The organism is Litoribacillus peritrichatus, assembly GCF_039537985.1.
GTDB lineage: Bacteria > Pseudomonadota > Gammaproteobacteria > Pseudomonadales > Litoribrevibacteraceae > Litoribacillus > Litoribacillus peritrichatus.
Genome location: NZ_BAABBN010000007.1, coordinates 1,178,237 through 1,202,757, shown reverse-complemented (window position 1 = coordinate 1,202,757; position 24,521 = coordinate 1,178,237). Strand labels below are relative to the sequence as shown.

Here is a 24,521-nt window from a genome sequence, read left to right as displayed (position 1 = left end):
GAAGCCAGCGATTTCATAGTCACCGTTTTCTAAAGCTAACTTGTACCAATAAACAGCTTTTTCATAATTAACGTCTGTACCAATGCCAAATCGGTAACAATTACCCAGTCCGGCCTGGCCGTATACACTGCCTTCTTCAGCGGATTTAGACAGCCAGTAAAAAGCTAACTTACTATCTTGAATACCGTAATTATTATCAAAATATATCTCGCCAAGCGTTATAATTGAAGCACTATGACCAACCTCTGCTCCTTGCTTTAAAAGCTTGATAGCTTTAACAACATCTTGCTCGACACCTATGCCATCCAAATATAAGCCTGCTAAGTTATACAGACCTGCCCCATTTTGCTTCTCCGCAGAAGCTTGGTACCAAAACAGAGCTTTTTTTATATCCTGTCTAACGCCTTTACCCTGTTGAAACAAAGCGCCTAACTGGCTTTGAGCTCTAGAATCACCTGCTTCCGCCGCTTTTCTTAACCACTTTAATCCCAAAGGTTTATTTTCAGGTACATACCATCCAGAGTAATAAGTAACAGATAAACCAAAGTAAGCAGTTGCGCTCCCTTGATCTGCAGCTTCTTTTAAAAGAGATAATGACCTTTCTATACGCTCTTTTTGAGTTCCACCGCCTAACCCTGCTTGTAATAATGCGGAAAGACGGACTTTAGCTTCAACATGTCCCTGATCAACAAGCTTCTCATAAACCAAAAATGCATCATTTGGGTTTTCAAGTTCTGTTTCATATGTACTCTGGAACAATGTATCAGCGTGAGCTTCCAGCTCAGAGCTACCTGCATAGATCAAAAAAGACAAACTCAAGAACCAAAATACAATCAAAACCCTGAACAACTTAATAATTGACGCTAAATTTAGCAGCACAACTCTTATCATTGCGACTCCCTTCAACAATATTACATTCCAATTGGATTTTTTTCGGTCCGGAAATAAAGTCTATACTCATAAAAGCGGCATGCTCTTCTGGTTGTTTAACTCTAGTCCTTGATTTTAATCCAGCTCTTACACTCAGCTTTTGATCTATCGGAATAACCGCACTTACCTGAGCATTTCCAGACGTAAGCCGACCTGTTCTGAAATCAATAATGCCACTGCTATCTGCCTTTAACGAGACCAACTTCCATTTTTTAGTCATCCCGCCTTTCATCTGCAACGTGTTTTCCGTCAAAGAAAAGTTGCTGATTTCTCCACTTAACTGAACCGTTCCAATATGAATTTTCTTAGCGGCTTTCACGCCGATATAATTCGCTAGATCAACAAGCCCAATGGCGGCCTGGGTATGTCTGAAAGAATAAAGACCGTAACCAGCCGCTGTCGTTAAAACTGAGACAATAACAATTAGACTCTTCTTATTTTCATCAATCCACATGCCTGTTTTAGAAAGTTTGAAGTGGTTTTCAATTTCTTTTGCTTTCAGCTTGAGATTCGTCTCGTAAAATCGCTTAAAGCGAATGGCTGCGGCGCTATCATTCGTTATATAACTTGATGCTGTTGCCCTTGCTGTATTTTGAATTGTATCTAAAGGCATCTCACCTAAAGGCCGGGTATTAGCGCCAAACTCACGCTGTATTGCCATTGCAACTTTATTGGCCAACCCTTTGTAAAATGCATGAGACGTTATAACCTCATTCCAAACAATTGAAGAACTTCCTGTTACGAACTCCTCTGCTAAATCAAAAGATAATGCAAGCGTGTGGGTTTCCAGAGCTGATTCCATTCATAGGCCCTTATTCAGTTTAATAAATGATTTTATCGCGATAAGCCGATGCTAACGAGCAGCTCCCTGCGTTACAAATAAGAGAAAGCCAACCAACACTCACTTCCGAAAACAAACCTTAAAAATCAGAGTTTAGTTTTACGACGCTGCACGACTTTATAACGAGAAAATCAATAAAAGTACTTCGTCTCAAAAATTAGAGCTTATACATAAGGATAAATTGAGGGCAGCAAGCTTAACTGCTCGACAATGACTCTGATTTTCCCTCAATATAAAACAAAAAAATAACACCACAAACCATCGCGGAACAGAGCTTTAATGAATTTAAAACAGTTAATGGACGCCAAAATCATCAAGGTTAATGAACCACTTCAAGCACAGTATGGTAATTCAACCATTCTCGCTTCAATCTCAGACAGTGGAAAAGTAACAATTAATAATCAGGAATTTGACGACCCAAACGAAGCAATGCGAGCCATTATCGGAGACAAACCATCCACCAGCAGCGGCCTCCAATTCTGGACTTGGTGGAATGAAGATCGCCAAGCCTGGACGCCCCTGGAACATGCCCGTGCCGAGCTAGCGTCAAGATCACAAAATCTAATCATCAAGACGTCAGAAAGCCACCCTCTTCGCATTGATTTTGTCACACCAAAGGGAGGAAAAGGCCGTGTCGGTATGACCATCTGTCCCGGTAAACAAGGCTCTGGCTTATACGGTGGTCAATGGCAACGGGACCTAAAAACCGACTTACAACAAATTCAGCACTGGGGAAGCAACTCTCTGATCAGCTTGGTGGAAAGTCATGAGTTTGAATTACTGGGTATTCCGGAATTTATGGAAACACTGCAACAGAGTGAACTTAACTGGTTTCACCTTCCAATCAAAGATATGAGCCCACCCGACCATTCATTTGAAAAAAACTGGGAGCAGGTATCTGGCCCAATCTTCAACCAACTCAAACAAGGCAAAGATATTGTCATTCATTGTCGTGGAGGCTTAGGCCGTACCGGTTTATTGGCTGCACGTATTTTGGTTGAACAAGGTGAAACACCTTCAGAAGCCATCCAACAAGTCAGGTCCGCTCGAGAAAACGCGATTGAGACGTTTGCACAAGAAGAGTACATCCTCAGCCAAGCATGGTTGCCATAATCACGCCTGTTCCTATCAGAGTGTTATTTCTTACCTGCGTTGCCTCGGTCACGAAACTCAACAGCCTGACCGGCGGTCTGGCTCATGGTTTTAAAATACGAGAAATAGTTGCCGCCCCATACAAAGCCCAAATTCGCTGACGTTCATTGGGTTCATCGAATCCGATGGTATGCACTGCATACCTTAATTGAGGAATAAGCCATTGCATTTTCTGCATCGGGCTGTCCTCTCGGATGTGTTGTTTTGCCATACGACGAATGATCTTTAGCGTTTCAAAAGTCCGTTCAAAAGGCGTCGTTAAAAATTGATCCGGCAGAGGTTTATTCACCTCCAAAGGTTGTTCTAAAGACAATAAAAAATCAGTAAATTGATATGCCAGCGCTAAGTCACCCTCATTTTCTATCGGGGTGTAAATATACAGCAAGTCATTTTCCAACTTGGAAAAGTCTTTCAACACATGACCTCGATGGGTATGGAAGAAATCGATCAGCCAAACATTTTCGCGCTCATCAATAATAATGTTCGCGCCATTCAGGTCGCCATGAACAAACGAAAACGGGAAGTCAGCAACCATCGGCGGTAGTTGATCCAATTCACCCTTATAGAACTGATATAAGTTGGGGCATGTTTGATTGGCAGGTAGGGAAAGATCACCCTTTTCCGGGCAGCAAGGAATCAGCTCCAGAATTTTCTCTCGTACAGAGTCAGCCCAACGGGAATCAAAACAATAATATTCCAGCAGGTTTTGGTTGTCATCAATGGCAGCTCGATAAAACCGCCCCAATTGAGTTTGGTAAACATCTCTTAGATAAGCCTCTACCTGCTCCGAACTCAGGCCATTCATATAAAGACTTTGAAACGTTGTGGTTTTGCCAGTGCCCATAGAGGCATAACGATATTTGATCGCGCCTCGTTGGGATAAATCAGCATAATCAGCCACTGCAGGAGCATTATTGCCCATCACGGTTTCAATCTGCTCAAACGCAGTTCTTTCACGTGCCATTTCAGCTCGTTCACCGATTTTAACCACGTGAGGAGCTTGCTCGTGCCCTTGCATATCAACACTGTTCACACCTGCAACCAGGTTGCCAGAAAAGCCACCATCCAAGATTTTCAGCTCAATCGCGATGCAATCCCGATAAAGGTATCGAAGCAACTTTTCGTCATCTCGAATTAATGGCGCGTTACCACCGCCTTTGATCCGTAAGCTATCGCTCAAGCTTTGAGGAATAGCCTGTTCGACCGAACCGCCCAGATATTCAATAAACTCCCCCAGAGAATCAATCACTCTTACGCCAACAATGCGTTTTAATTGTTCTAGAGCGAAGAAATGTTGGCTACGAGATGAACTTGCCGTTAATGCACTGCAAACTGCAATTTCAAAGTCAGGGTATCGGGTGCTTAATTCGTACGCCAAAAACAACACTTTCGCTTCGGTCCAAACACCAATAATACCGACGCGTATTGTTTGCTGTTCCGTCGCACCCGAATGAAAACCAGACAATAAGTTCGCCAGCCCGGTATTTTCAAAATCATTCAGAGACGTACTGTTGATGACATGCACATTCGAACCGGATTGATGTTTAAACACAAAATCCGCCCCTGGTGTATGAGCAATACAATGTTGACCAAACTGGCTTAAATGCGAACGTTGTGCTGGGTCATCGGGGTCATGCCAATCCCGAATATGAACAAACTCTATGCTGCTTTCGGGCAAAGAGTTTACCCAATTCACCAGTTGTGAAATGGGACCTTCATTCACATCGTCGCCCAATAAACGGCGAGACTCATCGTGCCCAATATGTAGTAAATTAGGTAACGCATCACCGTTTGCGACAGGTGCTACAAAATCATTCTGAAGGCATTGGGTTATTAATATTGTTGGCTTTGTCATTGATATCCATATTCAACTGCTTCCATTAGAAATGAATACTACCAGCTTTTTTAGATGGACATCGCCTTCTGCGAAGAATCAAACATTTCCAAATGCCCTGATAGGTCTCAAAAAGGATATCGACATCCGTCAACAGGTCAGGTTATTACCTTTTAAGATCAGCAAACCACAATAGAATAATTATTATAATTCAATAATTTACAACAAAAATAACAATTATTAACATTTAACAATCTTAAGAGGTATGGTAACTGCATGACCTTTTAGGATTGAGACATCAAAGATGATTTCTCCAAATAATAAATCAACTTGGCACTTTCACATCATAGGAATATTGATGAAACGGATCTTTAAGAAAATGGCTTGCACTAAAAAGCACATCGCTGTTTTAGGCTTAAGTTTGGTCAGCTCAACCGCGACCTTGGCTTTTACTCAATATGGCGCTGGCGGCGCTTTACCGATGGGTCATGAATGGTTAACCCGAACGTCGGCATTAGAAGTTTTAAACGCGGAGCACATCATCCCGGACGACCCTCAGGACCCTCGTGCAGGCTGGCAAAAAGGATTAGCAAAAAATATTGATTTGTCTTCTGCTCAAAATGAAATAGATCGTCTAACGGCCATCACCAATGATAATAAGCGCTTTGAACCAAGATTCGATGATGTTTATGCCGCCATCATGGGCGAGCGTTGGGTTGATATTGCCGGTTTTAACGTAACAAAATCGACCACAGGTAAGTTCGACTGTTTTGATGCGGTTTCTCAAGAACCGGCCGATTTACAGCAAGATCACTACATGCGCCGTTACGACGACATCGGGGCAGAAGGTGGTGTTATCGCCGCCAGACGAGCACAGCAACGTTTCATTAACCACTTCGTCAATGCCGCTATGGCTGAAAAGAAAAGCATGAACGTGTGGGATGGTGGCACCTATTCTTCAAAGAAAAAGTTGGATCAAAACTACTTTTTGTTTGGACGAGCAGTTCACTTATTTCAGGATTCTTTCAGCCCCGAACACACCGTTCGTTTAGCCAAAGATAATTATGAGAAAGTTTATCAGGTCAAAGCGTACTTATGCTCAGAAGGCGCAGAGCAACACACTCACGACACCAAAGCAGCGCTGAACTTCACCAGCGGTGATGTAATCTGGAAAGAAAATACTCGACTTGAATCAGGCTGGGACAGCTACAAAGTCAGCAGCATGAAAGTCATAGGCCTGGTAGCTTTGGAAGCCAGTAAAGATTTATGGGCTGCATTCATCAGAACAATGGCTGTTCCCCGAGATCAACGTGAAACCGTTGCCCGCCAGGAAGCACAAACACTGGTTACTAACTGGTTAGATTTTGATGAACAAGAAATGCTGGCTTGGTATGAAGTGGACGAGCACAGAGACGAAAGCTACGTGTTGGAAGAGGGTCAGTCCGGTAAAGGCAAATCTCAATACGATTGCATGATCGGTTTAGGGGTTGAATCAGGAAACCAGGCGGAGAGAGTTGCAGAATTGGATCAGTTACGCCGACAGTGCTTGTATAACCTTCAGGCATCACCCGGTTACAGCGACTTAAACGATCCATACATGCATATACCTTACAACTGGCAATGGACTTCTTCTACATGGCAGTCTGTACCTGATGACTGGACAATGCCTACACTTGAAGCAGACTCAGGCAAAACCGTTACAATTAAAAATTCCCTGAACGGAAATCCATTGACGGCTCCAAAGGGTCTGAAATCAAGGTCTTACATCTACTCGAAAGAAGGGACACCGATCGAATTTGTCATGGTAGGCGACCCGAATGAAGGTGCGTATTTCCGGGCTAAAAACGATGCAGATCTGTTTTTAAGCTACAGCGCGACCTCTTCTGGTAGCGCCAAGCTTCACTATTCACCAAATCAGGCCGCCTACCAAGTAGAGCCGTTTGGTGTTTTATGGGGCTTAAAGAATACCTACTGGGGCCAATATTTATGGTTTGACCAAAGCGATGAAAGCGTTCATTTAACCAGTGAAGGCAATACCGACGAAGCCCACTCTAGATGGATCATTGAAGGTTTGTAATCTCTAGGCCATCCAATCTTATTTCTCTAACGGAAAACGCTTTAAGAGCAATCAATTGTTTTTAAAGCGTTTTTTTATTCGATGTCGTCATCCTAAATATTACCCCTCTTATCTTTATTTTAAACAACGACCCACTCTTTCTCTCAAGCCTTTCTCCCAAGTCTTTCTCTCACTTAAAACGGTTTAGAAAAAAAACTTGCCAACTTAGTGTCACTATGCCACTATTAATTCAAGCTAAGCAGTCATGTGGGATTCACTTAACTGACTCGGCTAATGAATACGACACAGAGCCCGGATAGACCAGGTTTCTGTTTTCACTCTTAAATTTTAGTTTTCACTTTTAAAGAGTATCAGCAAGGGGTTTGCTGCAATGAATTCAATAACAAGTACATCTAAAAAATACGATTTTTTAGTTTTCATCGGCCGCTTTCAGCCATTTCACCTAGGCCACTTAACGGTGGTTAATGAAGGATTAAAACAAGCGGAGCAATTAATTATTTTATGCGGATCGGCACACCAACCGAGATCTATCCGCAACCCGTGGTCAGTGGAAGAGCGTGAACAAATGATTCGTTGCTCGATCACTGAGACTGAAAATAAACGGGTGCACATTGCCCCATTGATGGACATTGCCTACAACGACGAATCCTGGGTTCGTAATGTGCAGGCAACCGTTAATGGCATCGTCACCGCATTTCATGGCATACCGCACAAGCCCGCCCGTGTTGGATTAATTGGCCACAGTAAGGATCAGTCATCCTACTATCTGAACCTGTTTCCTCAATGGAATTCTGTTCAAGTGGCTAACTTTCAAGGGCTGTCAGCCACCCCGATTCGTGAAGCTATTTTTGCGGATCAGGGGAAAACCTACATTACCGAGAACAACAAAGTGCTTGCGCAAACCGTTCAGCAACAACTGCTTTCCTTTGTCGAAACGGAGCACTATCAAGACGTCAAAGAAGAACACGAATTTGTTAAAAAATACCGGTCAGCATGGGCATCGGCACCTTACGCACCGACCTTCGTGACCGTCGATGCGGTAGTGATCCAAAGTGGCCACGTCTTGATGGTAGAGCGCAAAGCAAGGCCCGGCAAAGGTTTGTTAGCGCTACCCGGTGGTTTTGTTGATGCCGACGAAAGACTGGCGGACGCCTGTTTAAGGGAGTTACGAGAAGAGACCCGTTTAAAGGTTCCCGCCCCGGTATTGCAAGGCTCCATCAAGCATCAGCAAGTGTTTGATGACCCAAACCGAAGCGCACGAGGCAGAACCATTACCCATGCTTTTTATATTGAGTTAGCTCCCAACAAAGAGCTTCCTAAAGTCAAAGGCGGCGATGATGCAAAACACGCCAAATGGGTGCCTCTTGCGGAGTTAGATCCGGCTCAGATTTTTGAAGACCATTACTTCATCATTAAAGAGTTAACCGGTATGTAGGCGGGTCTAACCGCAGGCCAACCACGAAAGAAAGAAGACAAAACACAAAGCGAGAAAGACTTGCTTTGATTCAAACCATTGATTGGAGGATTTCCATCATGACAAGTTATACCAACAACATCATTTTAAATGCTGACAGTTATAAAGCATCCCACTATTTACAATACCCGGAAGGCACCACTCAGGTCTCCAGCTATATAGAAGCCCGAAGCGGGCGTTTTGATAAAGCTGTATTTTTTGGTTTGCAGATGTTTATCAAAGAATACCTAAGCCAACCCATTACCAGCGACGACATTGATGAAGCCAAATTCATCATGGAGGCCCACGGTGTGCCTTTCAACGAAGCCGGATGGCGCTACATTGTTGAACAATACAATGGCTATCTGCCCGTTGAAATTCAGGCAGTGCCGGAAGGCATGGTGATCCCCATCCGCAATGCAATGGTGCAAGTCACCAATACCGACCCTAAATGCGCCTGGTTGACCAGCTACCTTGAAACCGCATTATTGCGAGCGATTTGGTACCCGACGACCGTTGCTACGGTTTCCTATAATTGCCGCAAAGTCATCATGAAGTATTTAGAAGAGACCGCCGACAGCACCGAAGGAATCGACTTTAAATTACACGATTTCGGAGCTCGTGGCGCCACCACCGAAGAGTCCGCAGCCATTGGCGGCGCAGCACACTTGGTGAACTTCATGGGTACGGATACCATCAGTGGCGTTTTAGCAGCAAGACGTTATTACGATGCCGACATGCCAGGCTTCTCTATACCTGCCGCCGAGCACAGCACCATGACCAGCTGGGGCAAAGACAATGAGTCCGCCGCCTACGCCAACATGCTAAAACAATTTGGCGGCAAAGATAAAATCGTCGCCGTCGTCAGTGATTCATACGACCTATGGAACGCCATCGATAACATTTGGGGCGATGAACTGAAAACGGAAGTGGAAACCAACGGTGGAACTTTGGTCATCAGACCAGACAGCGGAGACCCCATCTCAGTCGTCACAGAAACCATCGAACGCTTAATGCGAAAGTTTGGTTACGACATCAACGACAAAGGTTATCAGGTATTACCGCCTTACCTTCGTGTGATTCAAGGGGATGGGGTTGAAGAAAAAACCATCGAAGCTATTCTGGAAACCATGAAGGCACGCAAACAAAGCGCCGACAACATTGCCTTTGGAATGGGCGGCGCACTGCTTCAGCGAGTAGATCGCGACACCATGAACTTCGCTATGAAGGCAAGTGCCGCAAAGGTGAACGGCTTATGGCGGGACGTCTTTAAAGACCCAATCACCGATCAAGGCAAACGTTCAAAGAAAGGCTTACTGGCGGTCGTGAAAGATGAGCAGCTTGGCTATAAAACCATTCGGGAACAAAACCTGGGCCAACGAGAAAATGTGCTGAAAACGGTATTTCGAAATGGCGAATTAATCCAAAGCTATACTTTTGATGAGGTCAGAGAAAACGCCAAGCGATAAACCGGGCGTCACAAACCCATCATTGCTCAACACTACTACAGTTCAACACTGCAAAGGGCCAACGTTTTGGCCCTTTTTGAGTTTAAGCCAAGCGCTTTAGGTACGTCACTCGCAGGCTGCTACAGGCCATCCAGCTCCCACTGCATATTGGCTCTCGCCTGCTGTTCATACCTTGAATAAAACACAGGGGATTTAAAAACCTTCTCTGAACTTAAAACCGTCTTTAAAAACTTCTTTCTGCCCCGTTTGTACAAAAAGCCCGGAATACGTTTAAATTCCATCGCAACCTGTTCAACGTAAGTTTTGTAAGCCGTTAGCTCAGCACCTAAAATCGCCATATCCGCATCTAAAAATAACTGACACTTTGGGTCTTGAGTCTGATGGTGCTTGGTCGCAATAATGAAATCGTACACATCATTCACCATCCTGGAGTCCAACTCCAGCGCCTGCATCCGTAAACGGGCCAGCTCGGCACTTTTCAATTCGTTGTCTGATCGACCCGGCTTGTAAATAATGTCGTGATACCAAACACTCCAAAGAATGCTTTGGTCGTCACAATCTATTTCCGTGAGTGATTGAAACAGCGCTTCAAGATGGCTCAGCGTGTGGTAATACCGGTGCGTTTCTGTATAAGCGGCCACCAGCTCCTCAAAATATACGTCAGTTAAAGCCTTTTCGAGATGGTAGTCAGCCAACAGCTGATTCCACTGATGCTTTAAATATTCCAGTTGATTCACACAAGCCCCCCTGCACTGTTTGTCTTTAAGTCAGCCTGACAAGATTCAATCAAGCCCCCAATAATAAGGCAATAACAAGGCAATAAAAAAACCCGAAGACAAGCTTCGGGTTCATTGATCAAGCACTGACTCTTAGTTTAACGAGCGACCATCGAATCACTACAATAATCAGAGTTTACCTGACAAACCTGATAAGTACTGCCTTTCCCGGACTGCGTAAATTCACCCGACTGGCCACCACTTCGAATCACCTTGCCATCTTTCAGAACTTCAACGTTATCCGTGGCACCGCTCCAGCTAATTTTTGTATAACTGAAGAAGAACAAAAAGCGCTTCACTTCCACTGTTAACGACAAACTAGGAGGCTGAACCCCCTCCTGATCAAGATTGACCCACCAACCACGCGGACGGTCGTTAGCGTCTACCGCGCGACCAACAATGATTTTGCCATCTGCCGACACTCCGTTCGCAGACGTCAACGTCAGACCACCCAAATCAAGGTTAAAGTCCGTTTCCAGAACTTGCTGGAGATCACGCATTCCATTCTCAGCATCCCAAATGAACGCCTTAATTTCATTTAATTGTGAGTCGGCACTGGTTCCCACAATCACGCTGCCATCAGCGGATATGGCTTTTGCACGACTATACCCGGAGTGACCTGGAAGCAACCCCAACGCCACCGCACCTGTCTGCTCTGTCCAGCGAAACGCTTCATTTAAAAATGCTTCATCTGAACCATTAAAACTACCACTACCAACAATAACAGAGCCGTCAGAGGTAACATCAAAAGCTTCACCCTTGAAATCCCCCAAGCTGAAAGTATCGTTCTCTAACGTCCAGCGAACGGCATAACTACCGCTTTTGCCAACAATCACAGAACCATCGCCAGACACCGCATTTGCTGCGTTGGTACTGTTTGGTTCCACCGAGCGCAAGACAGGTAAAAGTTGAACCCCTGTTCCAGGCGTCCAACGGAAAGCATCCGAGTTATCGCTCGATGCCTTACCTACAATCACATTCCCGTCATAAGATGCATCACTGGCAAATGTCGCAGGTCGGCCCAAATCCAGCATCCCACTGTTCTCCGCCCACATCCAACCTGCGTTGATAGGAGTGCCTTCTTCATTAACAGTACGACCGCGCCCTACCAAAACTTCGCCATCACCGGAAATGCCCTGACCACTGCTGTTTGGCCCTACGGAGGGTAGCGCACCCAAATCAATGGCTTGACCATTCTTCCAACGGAAAGCACTGATCGTTCCTTCGTTAGTGGCACTCATGCCTACCACGGTCGAACCATCATCGGACACACCATTAGCCTCACTGAACGGAATATCATCGGTAATTAAACCATCAATCACCAAAAACTCAGCGGTTTGAGCAAAGCCATGAAATGAAAGGGACAACAAGCCCGCACACAGAGATGTCTGAATCAGGTTTTTCGACAAAGTAACGGGGTAGTTTATTTTGGGATTCATATTTACGTCCTGTAAAGGCCAAAGTTCTCATTAAGTAACGAGATAAGATAAAATATTACAAAAAGTAACACCTGGTAACAGAATGCAGTTTACGTACCCAATGATGAATAACAAGTGACAATAAGATTAATGCATGATTTATTACGTCAAATGTGAAGTATGACCGCCTAAATAGGTCAGATACTTACTAATTCCAGTCACAACAAAAGCGTTACGAATCGACCCAGTAAGGGTTTTGATGGGTTTTCAGGGGAAAGTGCATTCGATAAAGAAGAGACAATAATCTCTTCCAGAAAGAAAGGATGAACAATGAATAAACGGACTACAACGAAAGTAGAGGGCTAGTCAGTATGAAGCTCAGCTTCTTGGCTTCCTTGATTAAACCACGTCTTCATGAATTTTGGGGTAAACCACTTTTTGATGCCGGTTATCAAACACTCGGTATTGATCACCCATTTTATCCACAAAACGAATAGCGTCTTCCAGCGTATCCTTACGACAAGAAAACCCCCAACCGCCCTTGGCTGAACTATAGCCATGAGTGGTTTCGATTATGAATTTGTAAGCATCCGGGTATTTCATAACCTATTCTTCTTTCATTCAAAAATTAATACTAATTGCTTTAACAAATCAGCAACAGCCACATTCAACCATCAATTCAATAGGAAATAACCTGCAAGCGATAGCGATTTAATTGATTTTTTTGATCCACTGCCTGTATTTGAGTTCAAAAAAATGATGCCCCAAATAAACACAGACTTTGTTATTAATTTCTCATGCCACCAGCGTAGATATAATCAGTAAGTGAGTACACGAATAAACCTTCATCTAAGACACAGCTAAGCACCATAAATTCAAAACGAAACATGGTCGTAGACAAGTGTATTGTACTGAAAATTCAAATGGCTGGTCGCAAAGTTGCCCGATAGGTGCCGTCTTTTTAAGCCAGGTTTTGGGATACTCTCCCCCAACACCTAACTCTCTCTTTGGTGCCATCCGTCACTGCGTATAAACATAGCAAACTTTTAGGCACTGGGAGTGGCTAATTTCAAATTAATCGCGATGGTCATTGCTAAAAATCACCACTAACAACCATTGCCAGAATCTGATTGTTTGAAAGGGATAAATCAAAAAAGGAGCCCTGATGGACTCCCTGATAATACGGAAAAAATTATCGTAATCTCATGCAGTTTGCATAATAGGTCGTTGTGGCAGGCCAATCAGAAAACATACCTATAATGCCAACCTCTTGTGCCAATACATCCAGCACTTCAAAAACATCGCCTTCGTTATCAATGACATCAGTATTGCCTGTGTCCCCATTCACCGTTTGGTAATACCAGCCGCCGTTATCTTTCAACAAACCGGAGCGTTCCAGCGTCCAGGTAATGATTTTAAGCCCGGCTTCTTTAGCATTGAGCGCGTATTGTGAGGGAACAATTTCACCGTTGGCATTCACGTCCAGTAACACCCACATCGGTGGTGCAATGACTTTCACCCCATCGGCTACCCAAGTTTCCATCTCTGCCAAAGTGACATCCAGGTTATACGTTCCATCCAGATAAACCGCCTGACGACCAAATCTCGGATCATGGTTAATCCAATAAACAATGTCTTCATAGTTGAACGATTGCGGCCAAACGCGCTTAGAGTGAATGCCTGCCTGCTTGTACTCATCCAGCATTTTTTGGGCATAAGCCTCTTGGCTGAAATCGCCCTGATACGGCATTTCTACTTGAGGAGCCTTTAGTTCAGGCGTGAAATCCACACCCAGAGCATCAAGCAATTCAATGCTTTCTGCGTGTGTTAACAAGGTTCCTCTAGCCGCATAAACATCGGTACGCCAATTGGGCGTGGCATTCATATATTCTGCGATACTGGTTGCGTTGGTGTTCGCCGCATCCATTTTACCTTCCAGGGTTTTGAACTCAGCCACGGTAATATTCGACGTACAGCACTTAATATCGGCCGCATTCACCAGTTTTCCTTGAGCATCGAACTCCGGAGGGACGGTGCATTGTTGCGCCAGCGGTGTTTCCAGAATATTGGTAGTCGTGTGTAAGTCACACTGGGAATGACGGCACACAAGCGCTTCATCTTTAGTAAAGGTTACATCACACTCCACAATACCTGCGCCCATACGAGCGGCAGCTTCGTAAGATTCCTTGGTATGCTCCGGAAACTGCATAGGCGCACCACGATGCCCAATCGAAAATTTAGACGATGTAAACCGACGGTTCTCACAACGCTTAAGCTTATCCTTCAATGGACTTTCGTCCATTTCATTCACCAAGTAAAACGGACGAGGCCCCAAATGCACTCGGGCGTATTTTTTTCGAAACGACTCCAGTTTTTTTCTTAAATCTGACCTCTGAGAATCATACAGACCAAACGCCGCCTGCTTTTCGGGTAAATCACGCGCCACTTCAGCCAATGAATTTTGAGATAAAACAACAGTGACTGCCATAAGCAGCGCAGTAAAGAAACCGGATAAACGCATAAGAACTCCAACCCTTGCAGTTATTGATAATATTCATATCGATCTGTCAAACCGGAGAGAATGCTATTCGGGTTATGTGTCTGTTTCATGCACATTTCGTTATAAATATAAAACAAAACCATGACACAGCGCCCGGCGTCAGCCAATAAACCAAGTCAACCGACCCAATCCATCGCAGCAGAACTCACATATTAAGCCAACCCCATGCAATAACCTTTAAATTAAGGGCAAAAAACAGCACCTTTATCAGAAGTTTTGTTTCGTTCCTTTTCTATTTGTAACTTACTTTCAGGCGTGTATTTTCACACAACACATTTTCACTGCCGAAGTGCCTTAACACATTGCTCATTTGCCCACCTCCACCTAAGTGCCTCGTTCCACATACGCCAAAACACGATACATAAGAAAAAAGTCCTACTTTTGGCTCAATTTGTCATCTTGGCGTCATCTTTGTTTTGTTGAATACTAATTCAAAATAAAAGAAGTGTTTGCGCAGAGGCTCATGTGACGACCAGGGAAGCGTCGAAAGCAGGAACACTCAAAATCATCCATTGTTTTCACGCATAACTCGCGCAGTCTTAACAAAAAAATAGCTTAGGTAGGTGTATAAAATGGTATCTAAAAGCCGAGTTTCTCGCAGAGGATTTATTAAAACGGCCATGGCCAGTGCTGCAGCGGTTCCCCTGTTCGGGCTGGCAGGTTGCTCAGACAACGACTCAAATTCGTCCAGCTCATCCTTGTCGGGTTACTTCCCTCAGTCACTGATGTCCGGTGACCCTCGACCAGACAGTGTCATTTTATGGACCCGCCTGAACGATAAGGACCTTGGGTCATCCAACGCTACGTTAGCGCTTGAAGTGGCGACGGATGAAACTTTTTCGAATTCGGCTTTAGTCCTGGCTGAGGAGTTCGCCGCAGAAGCCGACCACGATCACTGTTTAAAAATTCGGGTGATTAATCTGGACCCGGCCACCACGTATTATTATCGCTTCACTTACATTAAATCCGGCAAGGCTCATCGCACCAACACAGGCAGAACAAAAACGGCTCCGGCAGCAGGCACCAATGCGGACGTACGCTTTGCCTACGTTAGTTGTCAGGATTACAACGGCCGTTACTACAATACCTTCCTGCCTCTGTTGGAAGAAGACCTCGACTTTATCGTTCATATGGGCGATTACATCTACGAAACCACGGGTGCCAGCTTCCAGTCTTCCGAAGGAAGAGCAATCACCTTTACCGACCTGGACGGCGCCATTAACCTGGGATCGGACGGCTTCGCAGCACGTAGCCTGAGCAACTACCGTCAGCTTTATAAAGAATATCGTTCAGATTCAGTTCTACAGAAACTGCATGAACGCTTTCCTATGATCGCGATCTGGGATGACCATGAGTTCTCGGACGACAGCTGGAAAAATAACGGCACTTACTACGACGAAGGCACTTCCGAAGCAGATACCGCACGCAAACATAACTCGGAACAAGCCTGGTTCGAGTACATGCCAATCGACCATGAAGCCGCCATTGATCAGGCCGCTTTAGCAGCGGGTGGCTCGTTAAGCATTACCGACGATCAACTTTACCCGAACACTCGTATTTATCGGGACTTCCAGTTTGGTGCAAATTTAAGCCTTTTCCTCACGGACTTCCGAACGCAACGCCCGGATCACCTGATCAAAGAAAATGACTTCCCTGGCGCCGTCGCTATGACCCAAAACGAACTCATCGCGACGTTGGATACGGCCTTAGGCGGTAACGGAATCACGGATGGTTTCGCAACAGGCACGGCAGCCTTTAATGGAAACGGGTTCAACACCAACACCTTTGCATACATCAATATTGATAACGCAGCCTACAGTGTCACCAAAGCCTATCTGCGTTTGATCATGAACTCCCAGTTTAAAGACGCGTATGAAGCACGGGGCCTATCCGCCTCAGACGTAGGCAAAAGTTATGGCCAACTGGCTGAAGAAGCTGTATCGGGCAACTTGTCTGCGTTTTACATCAACTCGGTGCTGGCAGCTGCGGCCGCAGCAGGGGTCAGTGTTCCAGTCAATGCCTACATTTCAGATGCAACCATGACCGCAGCTGAAAAAGGGATTGCCTTTGTTCACTTCGGCAAACAAGGCATCATCAGTGACTTAGGCTCCCGTTACTTTGTAAATAAAGACTTATTCGATTTATACGCCGGGTTCCGTGCGGCTCAGGACGGTGGCGCAAGCCAGAATGCCTACGGCGACACGCAGAATACCTGGTTAGGCACTCAGCTTGCAGTGAACTCCGGCACCTGGAATGTGGTGGGCAGCTCGGTCTCTTTCTCTCCACTGCTGCTCGATTTACGTGACAGCGGAGATAACCCGAACCAAAACTTGCTGGACTTTAGCGTCATTCCGACTTTGTTCCAGAACCGCTTCTATTTGAACGCCGACCACTGGGACGGATTCCCACAAACGAAGCAAGGGCTCATCGACGGACTGTTCAATACTAATAACGTGATCAGTATTGCCGGTGACATTCATTCAACCTATGTCACTGATCATGGCAACGGTTCCTTCGACATCACCACGTCTTCTGTCACCTCAGGCACATTTGGTTCTTATTTGGATGAAGCCGCTGCCGGTTTGATTTCAGGACTGGGCGGTAATCCCGATGATTTAGCATTATTGCTGTCTCAGCTGAATCTTCTAGTACCAAATGCGAGTAATGCCGTGGATGTTCCATCAACTTTAGCTTTCGCTAGTTTAAGAGAGCATGGTGTTGCCGTTGTCAGTATTACGACCGATCAATTCCAGGTCACTATGCATAACGTGCCAACCGAACAAGATGGCACCCAGTTCATCAGTGAGTCTTGGTACGACCGTCCTGCCGACTTCATTGCTAATTTACGTACACACGTAATTAACATTGATGAAGCGACTCGAACGTTAAATGTCACTGCAGCCAGCTAAGCTCTGACCAGTTAATCTGATGAAAGCCACCTATTCGGGTGGCCTTTTTTCGATACAGTGACTGTTTGAGTGGCTGCGCCTCCTTTCCCCCTCGTCCCTTACTGAGACAATCGAACCGGATGAGTTTAAAACTAAAAACACCCCGGAGATTAAAACCATACACCAGCTGATTAACGCCCCAGAAGGTAAATCAAACAACGCTGAGACCAGTAACCCCACCAGATAACCAAAAACACCAATGCAACTGGCAGTAAACCATTTGTTGGATGCCTTTTGACTTCCCAAGGCAGGAATAATCAGGCTGGCAAAAACGAGATAAACCCCTATGAATTGCGTAGACATAGTGACCGCCAAAGCGAACGCCACATAAAACGCCATTTCCTCATTCCATCGTTTTAAGACAACCCAAAAAAATGCGATCAGGGTCGTAAAAACCATTAAATACGCGATGTCCTGATAACCCACCCATAAGATCTGGCCCAACATCAATTGCTGAAATGTATCGTGGGCTTGCGGGTCTTTCGTTAATACCAGCAGCACTCCGGTACTGGACAACAAAAAAATGATGCCAATGACAGCCTCCTGGTGCTTTACGGAAAACGTTCGCAAATAATACAAAAAGCAGGCGCCAAGCAATGCCGTGCATACGGCAATGCTCTGGATGAGCCATTGCTCTTGAGCGATGTCCAACCACAGCGCAGACAAAACCACCCCAAACGCCGCTAACTGGGCTATGGCTAAGTCAAAGAAGATGATGCCTTTGGCCAACACCTTTGCGCCCAATGGAATGTGCGTCAATAGGATAAGAAGGCCCGCAATCAATGCAGGCAATAAGATTTCTACGTACAGCAAAAGCTCATTCATTACTTATTTTTCACCGTTGATAAGTAATTGATCGATAATGGCATCGAACAATCCCTCTAACGTTTGAACGTCGTCATTGGCGCCCACAGTGAACGGCAACGTAATAACGGGCAACGCCGTTCGTTCAGACAACCAATGCGCTGCTTTCGGGTTCTGGTAGTTGGACACCAGAATTCCCTTCGCTTGTGTAGAGTCGGTCTTGGATAGCAAAGCGGTTAAATACCGGCTGTTGGGCGGGACACCGGGTTTAGGCTCCAAATCAGCCAGTTCTTTCAGTGATAACCAATCGAACAGATAACTCCAGTTACGATGGTAAACAATGAATTCTTTACCCAATAAGGGTTCGGCTTGTTGTTTCCAACGATCCATGTTGCTTAACCAGCGGGTCTTGAATGCCCGATAGTTGTTTTCATAGAAACGTTCGTGCTCCGGCTCCACTTGAATCAAACGATTTTTTAATTCAGTGGCAACCAACAACAATCGCTGAGGATCAAGATGAACATGCGGATTACCAGCGGCATGGACGTCACCGTCACTGCGGTCGTGTCGGTGCGGTATTTCCAAACGCTTCACAAAATCAGAGGCCATAAAGTGACCAGGCTGAGTGGCTAACACCTTCTGATTGCCTGACTTTTTTAAGAGCAATGGCAGCCAACCGATTTCCAGATCAGCCCCCGTGCAAATCAAAAAGTCAGCGCGTCTCAGTTTTACAATCAAAGAGGGTCTGGCTTCAATGTAGTGTGGGTCTTGAAACGCATTGGTGGCCGAGACCACGTCCACACGCTCTTTCCCCAGTATTTCAATGAGCGCTTTCCATTCGGGTTCGCATGCAAACACGTTCAACACGGCATGGCTCTTAACACTGAACAAGCCAATAACCAGGCCGATTAGGACTCGATAAAGTTTAGAATTGATGTGCACCGTGCGCTCCTAATGTCATTTGATACTGAAGACTTAAAGCGCTTCCGTCGTTATCAAAATCATCGCTGCTTTGATGGGTGTACATCATGCGAATCAATGAGAAGTGAGACCGTGACCAGGTAAGCGCTAAATTTGCCTCGTCCAGCTTTTGCCGATGAAAATGATCGCCATGGGCTTCACTCAAGTCCACCTGTCCAACGCGAACGGAGACAGTCCATTCGGGTTGGAATTTATAGCTTGAACTGAAATACCAACCTTGCTGGAAGTCATCCGAGGAGGCGTATTGATTGGGGTCTTTGGCCAACAGATATTCGGCCGCCAGTTTCAACTGTTCTTCTTTGGAATTGCCATTGGGTGCCCACTTCCAAACGGCATCCAGTATGTACAGGTGCTTACCTTGATATTCGACATCATGGCTGTGACTTGCATGACTGTGGCCAGCATGATCGCCGTGGTCGTGCTCATGATCGTGCCCATCTTCATGTTCTTCCTCTTCGTTTTCTAACTCGGTCAAACGGTTATGAAGATAAGAGGCGCCCACCTGCCAGCTGTTTTCAGTATTGAAATCACCACCCACTTTCGTTGACAGCGTGTAAACACCCACCGACTTATCATGCGATTGACCCGACATCTGTTTACCGTCGAAAGCTTCTGCAGAAATGATCCAGTAAACGTCCGTCGGCATTAAGATACTGGCGTTGATTCCGTCATCAAAATAGTGACTGCCCAACAACGCACGATAAACAGCAGGCCGTTCAGAGAAGTCATCTTCGTGTGTGTGTCGACCGTTCAAATAACCAATACCCGAGAGAAAACGACCTGCTTTGACATGCAAACCATAGGGCAAGGCCGTAGTTTCCAGAAAGGCTTCCTCCATATTGATTTCTGTTTTACCTTCGTGGTCTTCAAGCACCGCAGACAAACGGCCATGAAATAAATCATCGACCGGAGCTTCAATCGCCAGCTCTGTGTGACCCAAAGAAAACCCTTTTTCAGCGTTTTGAAGTGCCGTATCCTGGCTTTTGTACGTACCGTCCAGCACCAAGCTGATGTCGGGATTAAATTCATTGGCGCACGCAGATGCACCCACCATGGCCAGCGCAAACCCGCTGGTCATAAGGATTCGTTGTTTCATTAAAATACCTTAAAAGTTACTAGCCAGAGACCTTTCCCGAACGCGGAAAGGCTTCTGATGGAATTGATCAGTTATAGATTGATCGTGTCGAATTAATCAGTGTCAAATTATTCAGTGTTCATGTTCATGAGCAGACGTTAAACCCAACCAGGCAATGCTGGTGGCATTAAAGGCGAGCTCGATGGTGGTCACTAAACTTCCCGAAGTTGCATTCACGATATGCACTTGATTGGTGTTTGGATTAAGAACGTACAGAGCTTCATCCGCTTTTGAAGCCACCACCAGAGGCGATTCACCACGTTCCAGCGACAACTGATCGTTCGAAATCAGCGGTAATGTGTGTGATAACAACCAATCCGCTGAGTGATAAAAATGCAACTCGCCATCTTGAGACAGCGCATAGAAGATTTCACCTGAGTGCGTAAACCCTTGAGTGATCGCCGTGTCGTTCTCCGGCAGTGCGAACTCAGAGATGACTTCGACAGTGCCCGGCGCAAGGCGGAACAAGTTTCGGGTGCTTGAACCGTGAGCGCCAACCGTACCGATCAATTCATCCACCTCATGATGACCATAAACGGAACCAATACGCGCGCCTTCCGCGAAACTTGCAGGGTTCGCTGAATGGGTTGCTGTGTACGAAGCATCACCAATATTAATGCTGAGTACGCCATCACTGCACCCGAACACCAGATAATTTTCATTGGCGCCAGCACCGTGTAATCCGGGGCAGCCCTCCGAATATCGGGTGTCTAAGGTGAAATTAGTGCCATCGAAAGAATAACGCTCTACTTGCTCAGGTAAGGTGGTCTCAGTCACGGACAGGTCGCGATACGTCACAAACAGCTTATCGTTGATCAGTTTGGCAACGCCATGCATGCGATTATCCAATTCCAACGAGGCAATCGTGTCATTGCCAGTCAATACCTCATCAGAAATCAGAGCAAATGATGATACGGTTCCATCAGCGCCATCATTAAATATCACACCCTGTTCATCAAACACTGAATAATGCGTTGGGGCAATGCCATTCAACGTAATGCCCGTGTCACTTGGGGTGTCTTGATAATCATGCAAATGATCGCCGTGATCTTCACTGTATAAGCCGCTATCAAAAAATGAAACCAGATTATCGCTGCGCTGAATTGAGACGGCATACCGGCCCTCCGGGCTGGTGTATAAACGAGGCGCTGAACCCGATAAAGCAAAGCTGTTCAACACTTGTTGATCATCAATATTTAACATGTCGATGCTGTTGGTGTCGCTGTTAAACAGAGCCAGCACGCCGGAGCTTTCTATCTCGGTATCCTCATGATCATGATTATGCTCAGACGAAGTGGTTGAATCACTGCCTTTACTGCATCCGCTAGTACACCCGGCAATTAAGCCCGCTAACAGTAAACTTGAAGCCAGTTTTGTATAAGGTCTGGATGAATTAAACGTGCGAAGTAACAAACTCATTTCTCCTAGAGTCAATTAATAATATCTAAAGTCAGTAGTAACCGGGCTTGAGAGCTGTTTGCTGATAGTGCTGCCGATCGCGATGCCGGCGGCGAGCGATGGATAACGCCAAAGCTTTCAGTTTCATTCCAACGCTCACCTTTCAGCAAACCAATCTCTTGCTCATTCAATGTTTGAATCAACTCGGTAGGCACTTCGGTCTCAGAAAACGATTTCGAGAGCAGTTGTTTTCTAATGCGATGATGATTGTCCAAGCACTCGGTGCCTGGACCGGCATAGGTGGTGACCAAACGACATTGGACTTTATCCACATGAAAACGAGGACACATGGTGTCTTGTATCGGGGTCAATCGAAATCCGACCTCTTCCAGTTCAAATAAGTAGGCAAAGATTTCAATGACCTCAACAACATCCTCTATGAAGTCTTGCTTATGCGAATGGTTTGGCAGTTTTCTGGTTAACCAGCGTTGGTGTGTTTTTAAATCCAACGCACCTTGCAAGTTATCTGATACGTTATGTTTGAGGTATTGCTCTGCATACGCTTTGGCATTGCGATTGACGGGGCGTTGCCAGCCAGCCAAATTAATGTCGTCGTCATAAATGTGAGTCAGCACGTCGATGTTCGCTGAACGCACGTAAGAGCGACCTCGCTCGAAGCCATTCAAAGCATTAGCCAGCATGAGCGCCCTCCCACTCCGGGAATGGATCATTTAACGCGAGCCAATAGTTTTTGCCTTCCAGCACTTCTTCCATGGTGAGAAGGCATTCATCAAGGCGTTGAGTAAATTTCTGTTGATCCAGGTCTTGCCCGATGAACACCAACTCTTGGCGCATGTCACCGAACGGCTCCTGCCACTTTTCATGGATGGATTTAAGATAATCTTTGTCTGTTGGCCAGTTGCTTTGGGGGACGGCCTTCCAAAACATACCGGCAAAATCAATAGTAGACATGCCGCCCGCCTGGCTGAATGAACACGCGTACTGAGATCGGGTGGCTAACCAGAAATACCCTTTAGAGCGAATCAACTTACCTTGGTCTGGTTTTTTCTGTAAAAACTGATAGAACTTCTCTGGATGAAACGGCCTTCGGGCTTCATACACGAAACTGCGGATGCCGTATTCTTCGGTTTCCGGAATGTGCTCACCGCGCATGGTTTTTAGCCAACCAGGCGCAAGTTCAGCGGCCTCAAAATCAAAAGAATGGGTGTTCAGAATTTTATCGAGAGGAATCTTCCCGTGCTGAATGGGAATCACATCCGCATCCGTATTTAGCGATTTAAGAATGGCGATCAATTGCTGTTGCTGAGCCTCGCTGATCAGGTCGGTCTTGCTCAGTAAAATGACGTTAGCAAATTCGATTTGATCCACCAACAATTCAGAGACACTGCGCTCGTCCTCTTCACCGAGGTTCTCTTCCGTTTCATTTAAGCTTTTGGCTTCTTGATAATCGCTTAAGAAATTAAAGGCATCGACCACTGTAACCATGGTATCCAGCTGAGCAACATGACTTAAACTTGTGCCGTCTTCATCTTCAAACGTGAAGGTTTCTGCAACGGGCAAGGGCTCTGAAATTCCGGTGGATTCCACCACGAGATAATCAAACTTGTTTTGTTTTGCCAGCTCCGAGATTTCTTCTAACAGGTCTTCTCGAAGTGTGCAGCAGATGCAACCGTTGCTCATTTCGACCAACTTTTCTTCACTTCGATTCAGGCTGACTTCATCTTTTACGAACGCTGCATCAATGTTAATTTCACTCATGTCGTTCACTATGACCGCGACGCGCATGTTTTCACGGTTGGTGAGTATGTGATTCAGCACAGTGGTTTTCCCTGCACCAAGAAAACCTGACAGCACAGTGACAGGCAGTTTTGATGTTGCTAGATCCGAAATCATTGATCTTATCTCCTCTGACTTAATGTTATGTTATAACATAACATTGATTTCCTACAACCATTTTATGTAAGCTTCGATTTGTAAACTAAATAAACTACAGAAACCTTCTTGATGATTTTTAATTTCTGATGAAGGCAAGGAACCAGATAAACTCTGATTAAGTAGGTCTTTTTCATTTTTTCGATTAAGATAATTATCTCAACTTCTTCTCAACTTCTGAGATAAAAACCTATGATTTCGACCAAAATCCAAGGCGTTATTTTTGATTTGGATGGCACACTTGTGACTTCGTCTTTGGATTTTAAGTTACTTCGATCGTTAGTTGGATGCCCAGACTCAGAAGATTTGCTGATCCATCTGAATGACTTACCTGCCGACGCTTATCAAAAAGCAATACGACTCATTGAACATCATGAAATGGAAGATGCCATTCAAGCAAGCTGGATTGATGGTGCAGAAAGCCTTGTTCACCGACTCGCCAATCAAAATACGCCCATGGCCATTGTCACACGGAATTACTCCAAAGCGGCATCACTTAAAGTCGCACGCAATAATATCCCCATTGATATCGTCTTAACCCGAGAAGACGCTCCGGCCAAGCCCGATCCCACAGCGCTATTAATGATTGCCGAACAATGGGCAATCCCTGCCAACAATCTCATTTATGTAGGGGATTATCTCTACGACCTTCAAGCTGCAAGTAATGCAGGTATGCACTCTTGTTTGTACGTCGAAAATGAGTTGCCTGAATTTTCAACTCAAGCCGACTTAATTTGTCGTAGGTTTAGCGATTTGTACGAACAATTAGAACGGTTTTAAACAATAAATCTG

General features: G+C 45.4%; 19 protein-coding genes and 1 pseudogene. 7 read left to right on the top strand and 13 right to left on the bottom strand.

Annotated features, from left to right (window positions below):
• A partial coding sequence (locus tag ABD744_RS15100) for a tetratricopeptide repeat protein (RefSeq protein WP_344799365.1) occupies window positions 1-891 on the bottom strand: 891 nt, incomplete at its 3' end.
• Window positions 851-1,732 carry a hypothetical protein gene (locus ABD744_RS15095; protein WP_344799364.1) on the bottom strand — a complete coding sequence of 294 codons (882 nt, stop codon included), beginning with the start codon at window positions 1,730-1,732 and terminating at the stop codon, window positions 851-853. The genes ABD744_RS15095 and ABD744_RS15100, both read right to left, overlap by 41 nt.
• A gap of 306 nt (window positions 1,733-2,038) precedes the next feature.
• Between ABD744_RS15095 and ABD744_RS15090 the strand changes: the two are divergent.
• Both ABD744_RS15090 and ABD744_RS15085 read left to right on the top strand, forming a co-directional pair.
• A pseudogene (locus ABD744_RS15090) lies at window positions 2,039-2,317 on the top strand (restriction system modified-DNA reader domain-containing protein); the annotation flags it as partial.
• A gap of 93 nt (window positions 2,318-2,410) precedes the next feature.
• Window positions 2,411-2,884, top strand: coding sequence for a cyclin-dependent kinase inhibitor 3 family protein (locus ABD744_RS15085; protein WP_344799625.1), 474 nt, complete (start codon window positions 2,411-2,413; stop codon window positions 2,882-2,884).
• An 82-nt stretch (window positions 2,885-2,966) separates the two neighbouring features.
• Here ABD744_RS15085 and ABD744_RS15080 read toward each other — a convergent pair whose 3' ends face one another.
• A complete protein-coding gene (locus tag ABD744_RS15080; protein WP_344799363.1) occupies window positions 2,967-4,778 on the bottom strand; it encodes an isochorismatase family protein in 1,812 nt (603 codons plus the stop codon).
• 337 nt (window positions 4,779-5,115) lie between these two features.
• On the opposite strand from ABD744_RS15080, the gene ABD744_RS15075 reads away from it, so the two are divergent.
• The 3 genes from ABD744_RS15075 (at window position 5,116) to ABD744_RS15065 (ending at window position 9,756) form a co-directional block, all read left to right on the top strand.
• Window positions 5,116-6,834 carry a phospholipase C/P1 nuclease family protein gene (locus tag ABD744_RS15075; protein ID WP_344799362.1) on the top strand — a complete coding sequence of 573 codons (1,719 nt, stop codon included), beginning with the start codon at window positions 5,116-5,118 and terminating at the stop codon, window positions 6,832-6,834.
• A gap of 370 nt (window positions 6,835-7,204) precedes the next feature.
• A complete protein-coding gene (locus ABD744_RS15070; protein ID WP_344799361.1) occupies window positions 7,205-8,269 on the top strand; it encodes a bifunctional nicotinamide-nucleotide adenylyltransferase/Nudix hydroxylase in 1,065 nt (354 codons plus the stop codon).
• A gap of 98 nt (window positions 8,270-8,367) precedes the next feature.
• Window positions 8,368-9,756, top strand: a complete 1,389-nt coding sequence (locus ABD744_RS15065; protein WP_344799360.1) for a nicotinate phosphoribosyltransferase — start codon at window positions 8,368-8,370, stop codon at window positions 9,754-9,756.
• A gap of 119 nt (window positions 9,757-9,875) precedes the next feature.
• Here ABD744_RS15065 and ABD744_RS15060 read toward each other — a convergent pair whose 3' ends face one another.
• The 4 genes from ABD744_RS15060 to ABD744_RS15045 all read right to left on the bottom strand — a co-directional run bounded on the left by ABD744_RS15060 (window position 9,876) and on the right by ABD744_RS15045 (window position 14,471).
• Window positions 9,876-10,493, bottom strand: coding sequence for an HD domain-containing protein (locus ABD744_RS15060; RefSeq protein ID WP_344799359.1), 618 nt, complete (start codon window positions 10,491-10,493; stop codon window positions 9,876-9,878).
• Between the two features lie 137 nt (window positions 10,494-10,630).
• Window positions 10,631-11,971: a hypothetical protein gene (locus tag ABD744_RS15055; protein ID WP_344799358.1), complete on the bottom strand. Its 1,341-nt coding sequence runs from the start codon at window positions 11,969-11,971 to the stop codon at window positions 10,631-10,633.
• A 378-nt stretch (window positions 11,972-12,349) separates the two neighbouring features.
• Window positions 12,350-12,553 carry a hypothetical protein gene (locus tag ABD744_RS15050; RefSeq protein ID WP_344799357.1) on the bottom strand — a complete coding sequence of 68 codons (204 nt, stop codon included), beginning with the start codon at window positions 12,551-12,553 and terminating at the stop codon, window positions 12,350-12,352.
• Between the two features lie 589 nt (window positions 12,554-13,142).
• Window positions 13,143-14,471: a glycerophosphodiester phosphodiesterase family protein gene (locus tag ABD744_RS15045; RefSeq protein WP_344799356.1), complete on the bottom strand. Its 1,329-nt coding sequence runs from the start codon at window positions 14,469-14,471 to the stop codon at window positions 13,143-13,145.
• Window positions 14,472-15,082: 611 nt separating this feature from the next.
• On the opposite strand from ABD744_RS15045, the gene ABD744_RS15040 reads away from it, so the two are divergent.
• Window positions 15,083-17,419 (top strand): alkaline phosphatase D family protein, encoded by a 2,337-nt coding sequence (locus ABD744_RS15040; RefSeq protein WP_344799355.1) that lies wholly within the window; start codon window positions 15,083-15,085, stop codon window positions 17,417-17,419.
• Between the two features lie 30 nt (window positions 17,420-17,449).
• Here the strand turns inward: ABD744_RS15040 and ABD744_RS15035 are convergent, their stop codons facing one another.
• From ABD744_RS15035 to zigA, 6 genes are all read right to left on the bottom strand, one after another.
• Window positions 17,450-18,283 carry a metal ABC transporter permease gene (locus ABD744_RS15035; RefSeq protein ID WP_344799354.1) on the bottom strand — a complete coding sequence of 278 codons (834 nt, stop codon included), beginning with the start codon at window positions 18,281-18,283 and terminating at the stop codon, window positions 17,450-17,452.
• Window positions 18,284-18,286: 3 nt separating this feature from the next.
• Window positions 18,287-19,204 carry a metal ABC transporter substrate-binding protein gene (locus ABD744_RS15030; RefSeq protein ID WP_344799353.1) on the bottom strand — a complete coding sequence of 306 codons (918 nt, stop codon included), beginning with the start codon at window positions 19,202-19,204 and terminating at the stop codon, window positions 18,287-18,289.
• The gene (locus ABD744_RS15025) at window positions 19,188-20,339 is read right to left on the bottom strand and encodes a hypothetical protein (protein ID WP_344799352.1); all 1,152 of its coding nucleotides are present in this window, start codon (window positions 20,337-20,339) and stop codon (window positions 19,188-19,190) included. The genes ABD744_RS15030 and ABD744_RS15025 overlap by 17 nt, the downstream gene beginning before the upstream one ends.
• Before the next feature lie 111 nt (window positions 20,340-20,450).
• On the bottom strand, window positions 20,451-21,791 hold the full coding sequence (locus ABD744_RS15020; protein WP_344799351.1) for a hypothetical protein: 1,341 nt from the start codon (window positions 21,789-21,791) through the stop codon (window positions 20,451-20,453).
• Between the two features lie 17 nt (window positions 21,792-21,808).
• Window positions 21,809-22,477, bottom strand: coding sequence for a DUF1826 domain-containing protein (locus tag ABD744_RS15015; protein WP_344799350.1), 669 nt, complete (start codon window positions 22,475-22,477; stop codon window positions 21,809-21,811).
• Complete coding sequence (gene zigA / locus ABD744_RS15010; protein ID WP_344799349.1) at window positions 22,467-23,690, bottom strand: zinc metallochaperone GTPase ZigA; 1,224 nt, start codon at window positions 23,688-23,690, stop codon at window positions 22,467-22,469. The genes ABD744_RS15015 and zigA overlap by 11 nt, the downstream gene beginning before the upstream one ends.
• 231 nt (window positions 23,691-23,921) lie before the next feature.
• Here zigA and ABD744_RS15005 point away from each other — a divergent pair, with 231 nt between their 5' ends.
• Window positions 23,922-24,509: an HAD family hydrolase gene (locus ABD744_RS15005; RefSeq protein WP_344799348.1), complete on the top strand. Its 588-nt coding sequence runs from the start codon at window positions 23,922-23,924 to the stop codon at window positions 24,507-24,509.
• Window positions 24,510-24,521: the final 12 nt, after the last annotated feature.

Coding starts and splice junctions, on each gene's coding strand:
- ABD744_RS15095 (WP_344799364.1), bottom strand. CDS start 1,732: ATGGAATCAGCTCTGGAAACCCACACGCTTGCATTATCTTTTGATTTA.
- ABD744_RS15085 (WP_344799625.1), top strand. CDS start 2,411: ATGACCATCTGTCCCGGTAAACAAGGCTCTGGCTTATACGGTGGTCAA.
- ABD744_RS15080 (WP_344799363.1), bottom strand. CDS start 4,778: ATGACAAAGCCAACAATATTAATAACCCAATGCCTTCAGAATGATTTT.
- ABD744_RS15075 (WP_344799362.1), top strand. CDS start 5,116: ATGAAACGGATCTTTAAGAAAATGGCTTGCACTAAAAAGCACATCGCT.
- ABD744_RS15070 (WP_344799361.1), top strand. CDS start 7,205: ATGAATTCAATAACAAGTACATCTAAAAAATACGATTTTTTAGTTTTC.
- ABD744_RS15065 (WP_344799360.1), top strand. CDS start 8,368: ATGACAAGTTATACCAACAACATCATTTTAAATGCTGACAGTTATAAA.
- ABD744_RS15055 (WP_344799358.1), bottom strand. CDS start 11,971: ATGAATCCCAAAATAAACTACCCCGTTACTTTGTCGAAAAACCTGATT.
- ABD744_RS15050 (WP_344799357.1), bottom strand. CDS start 12,553: ATGAAATACCCGGATGCTTACAAATTCATAATCGAAACCACTCATGGC.
- ABD744_RS15045 (WP_344799356.1), bottom strand. CDS start 14,471: ATGCGTTTATCCGGTTTCTTTACTGCGCTGCTTATGGCAGTCACTGTT.
- ABD744_RS15040 (WP_344799355.1), top strand. CDS start 15,083: ATGGTATCTAAAAGCCGAGTTTCTCGCAGAGGATTTATTAAAACGGCC.
- ABD744_RS15035 (WP_344799354.1), bottom strand. CDS start 18,283: ATGAATGAGCTTTTGCTGTACGTAGAAATCTTATTGCCTGCATTGATT.
- ABD744_RS15025 (WP_344799352.1), bottom strand. CDS start 20,339: ATGAAACAACGAATCCTTATGACCAGCGGGTTTGCGCTGGCCATGGTG.
- ABD744_RS15015 (WP_344799350.1), bottom strand. CDS start 22,477: ATGCTGGCTAATGCTTTGAATGGCTTCGAGCGAGGTCGCTCTTACGTG.
- zigA (WP_344799349.1), bottom strand. CDS start 23,690: ATGATTTCGGATCTAGCAACATCAAAACTGCCTGTCACTGTGCTGTCA.
- ABD744_RS15005 (WP_344799348.1), top strand. CDS start 23,922: ATGATTTCGACCAAAATCCAAGGCGTTATTTTTGATTTGGATGGCACA.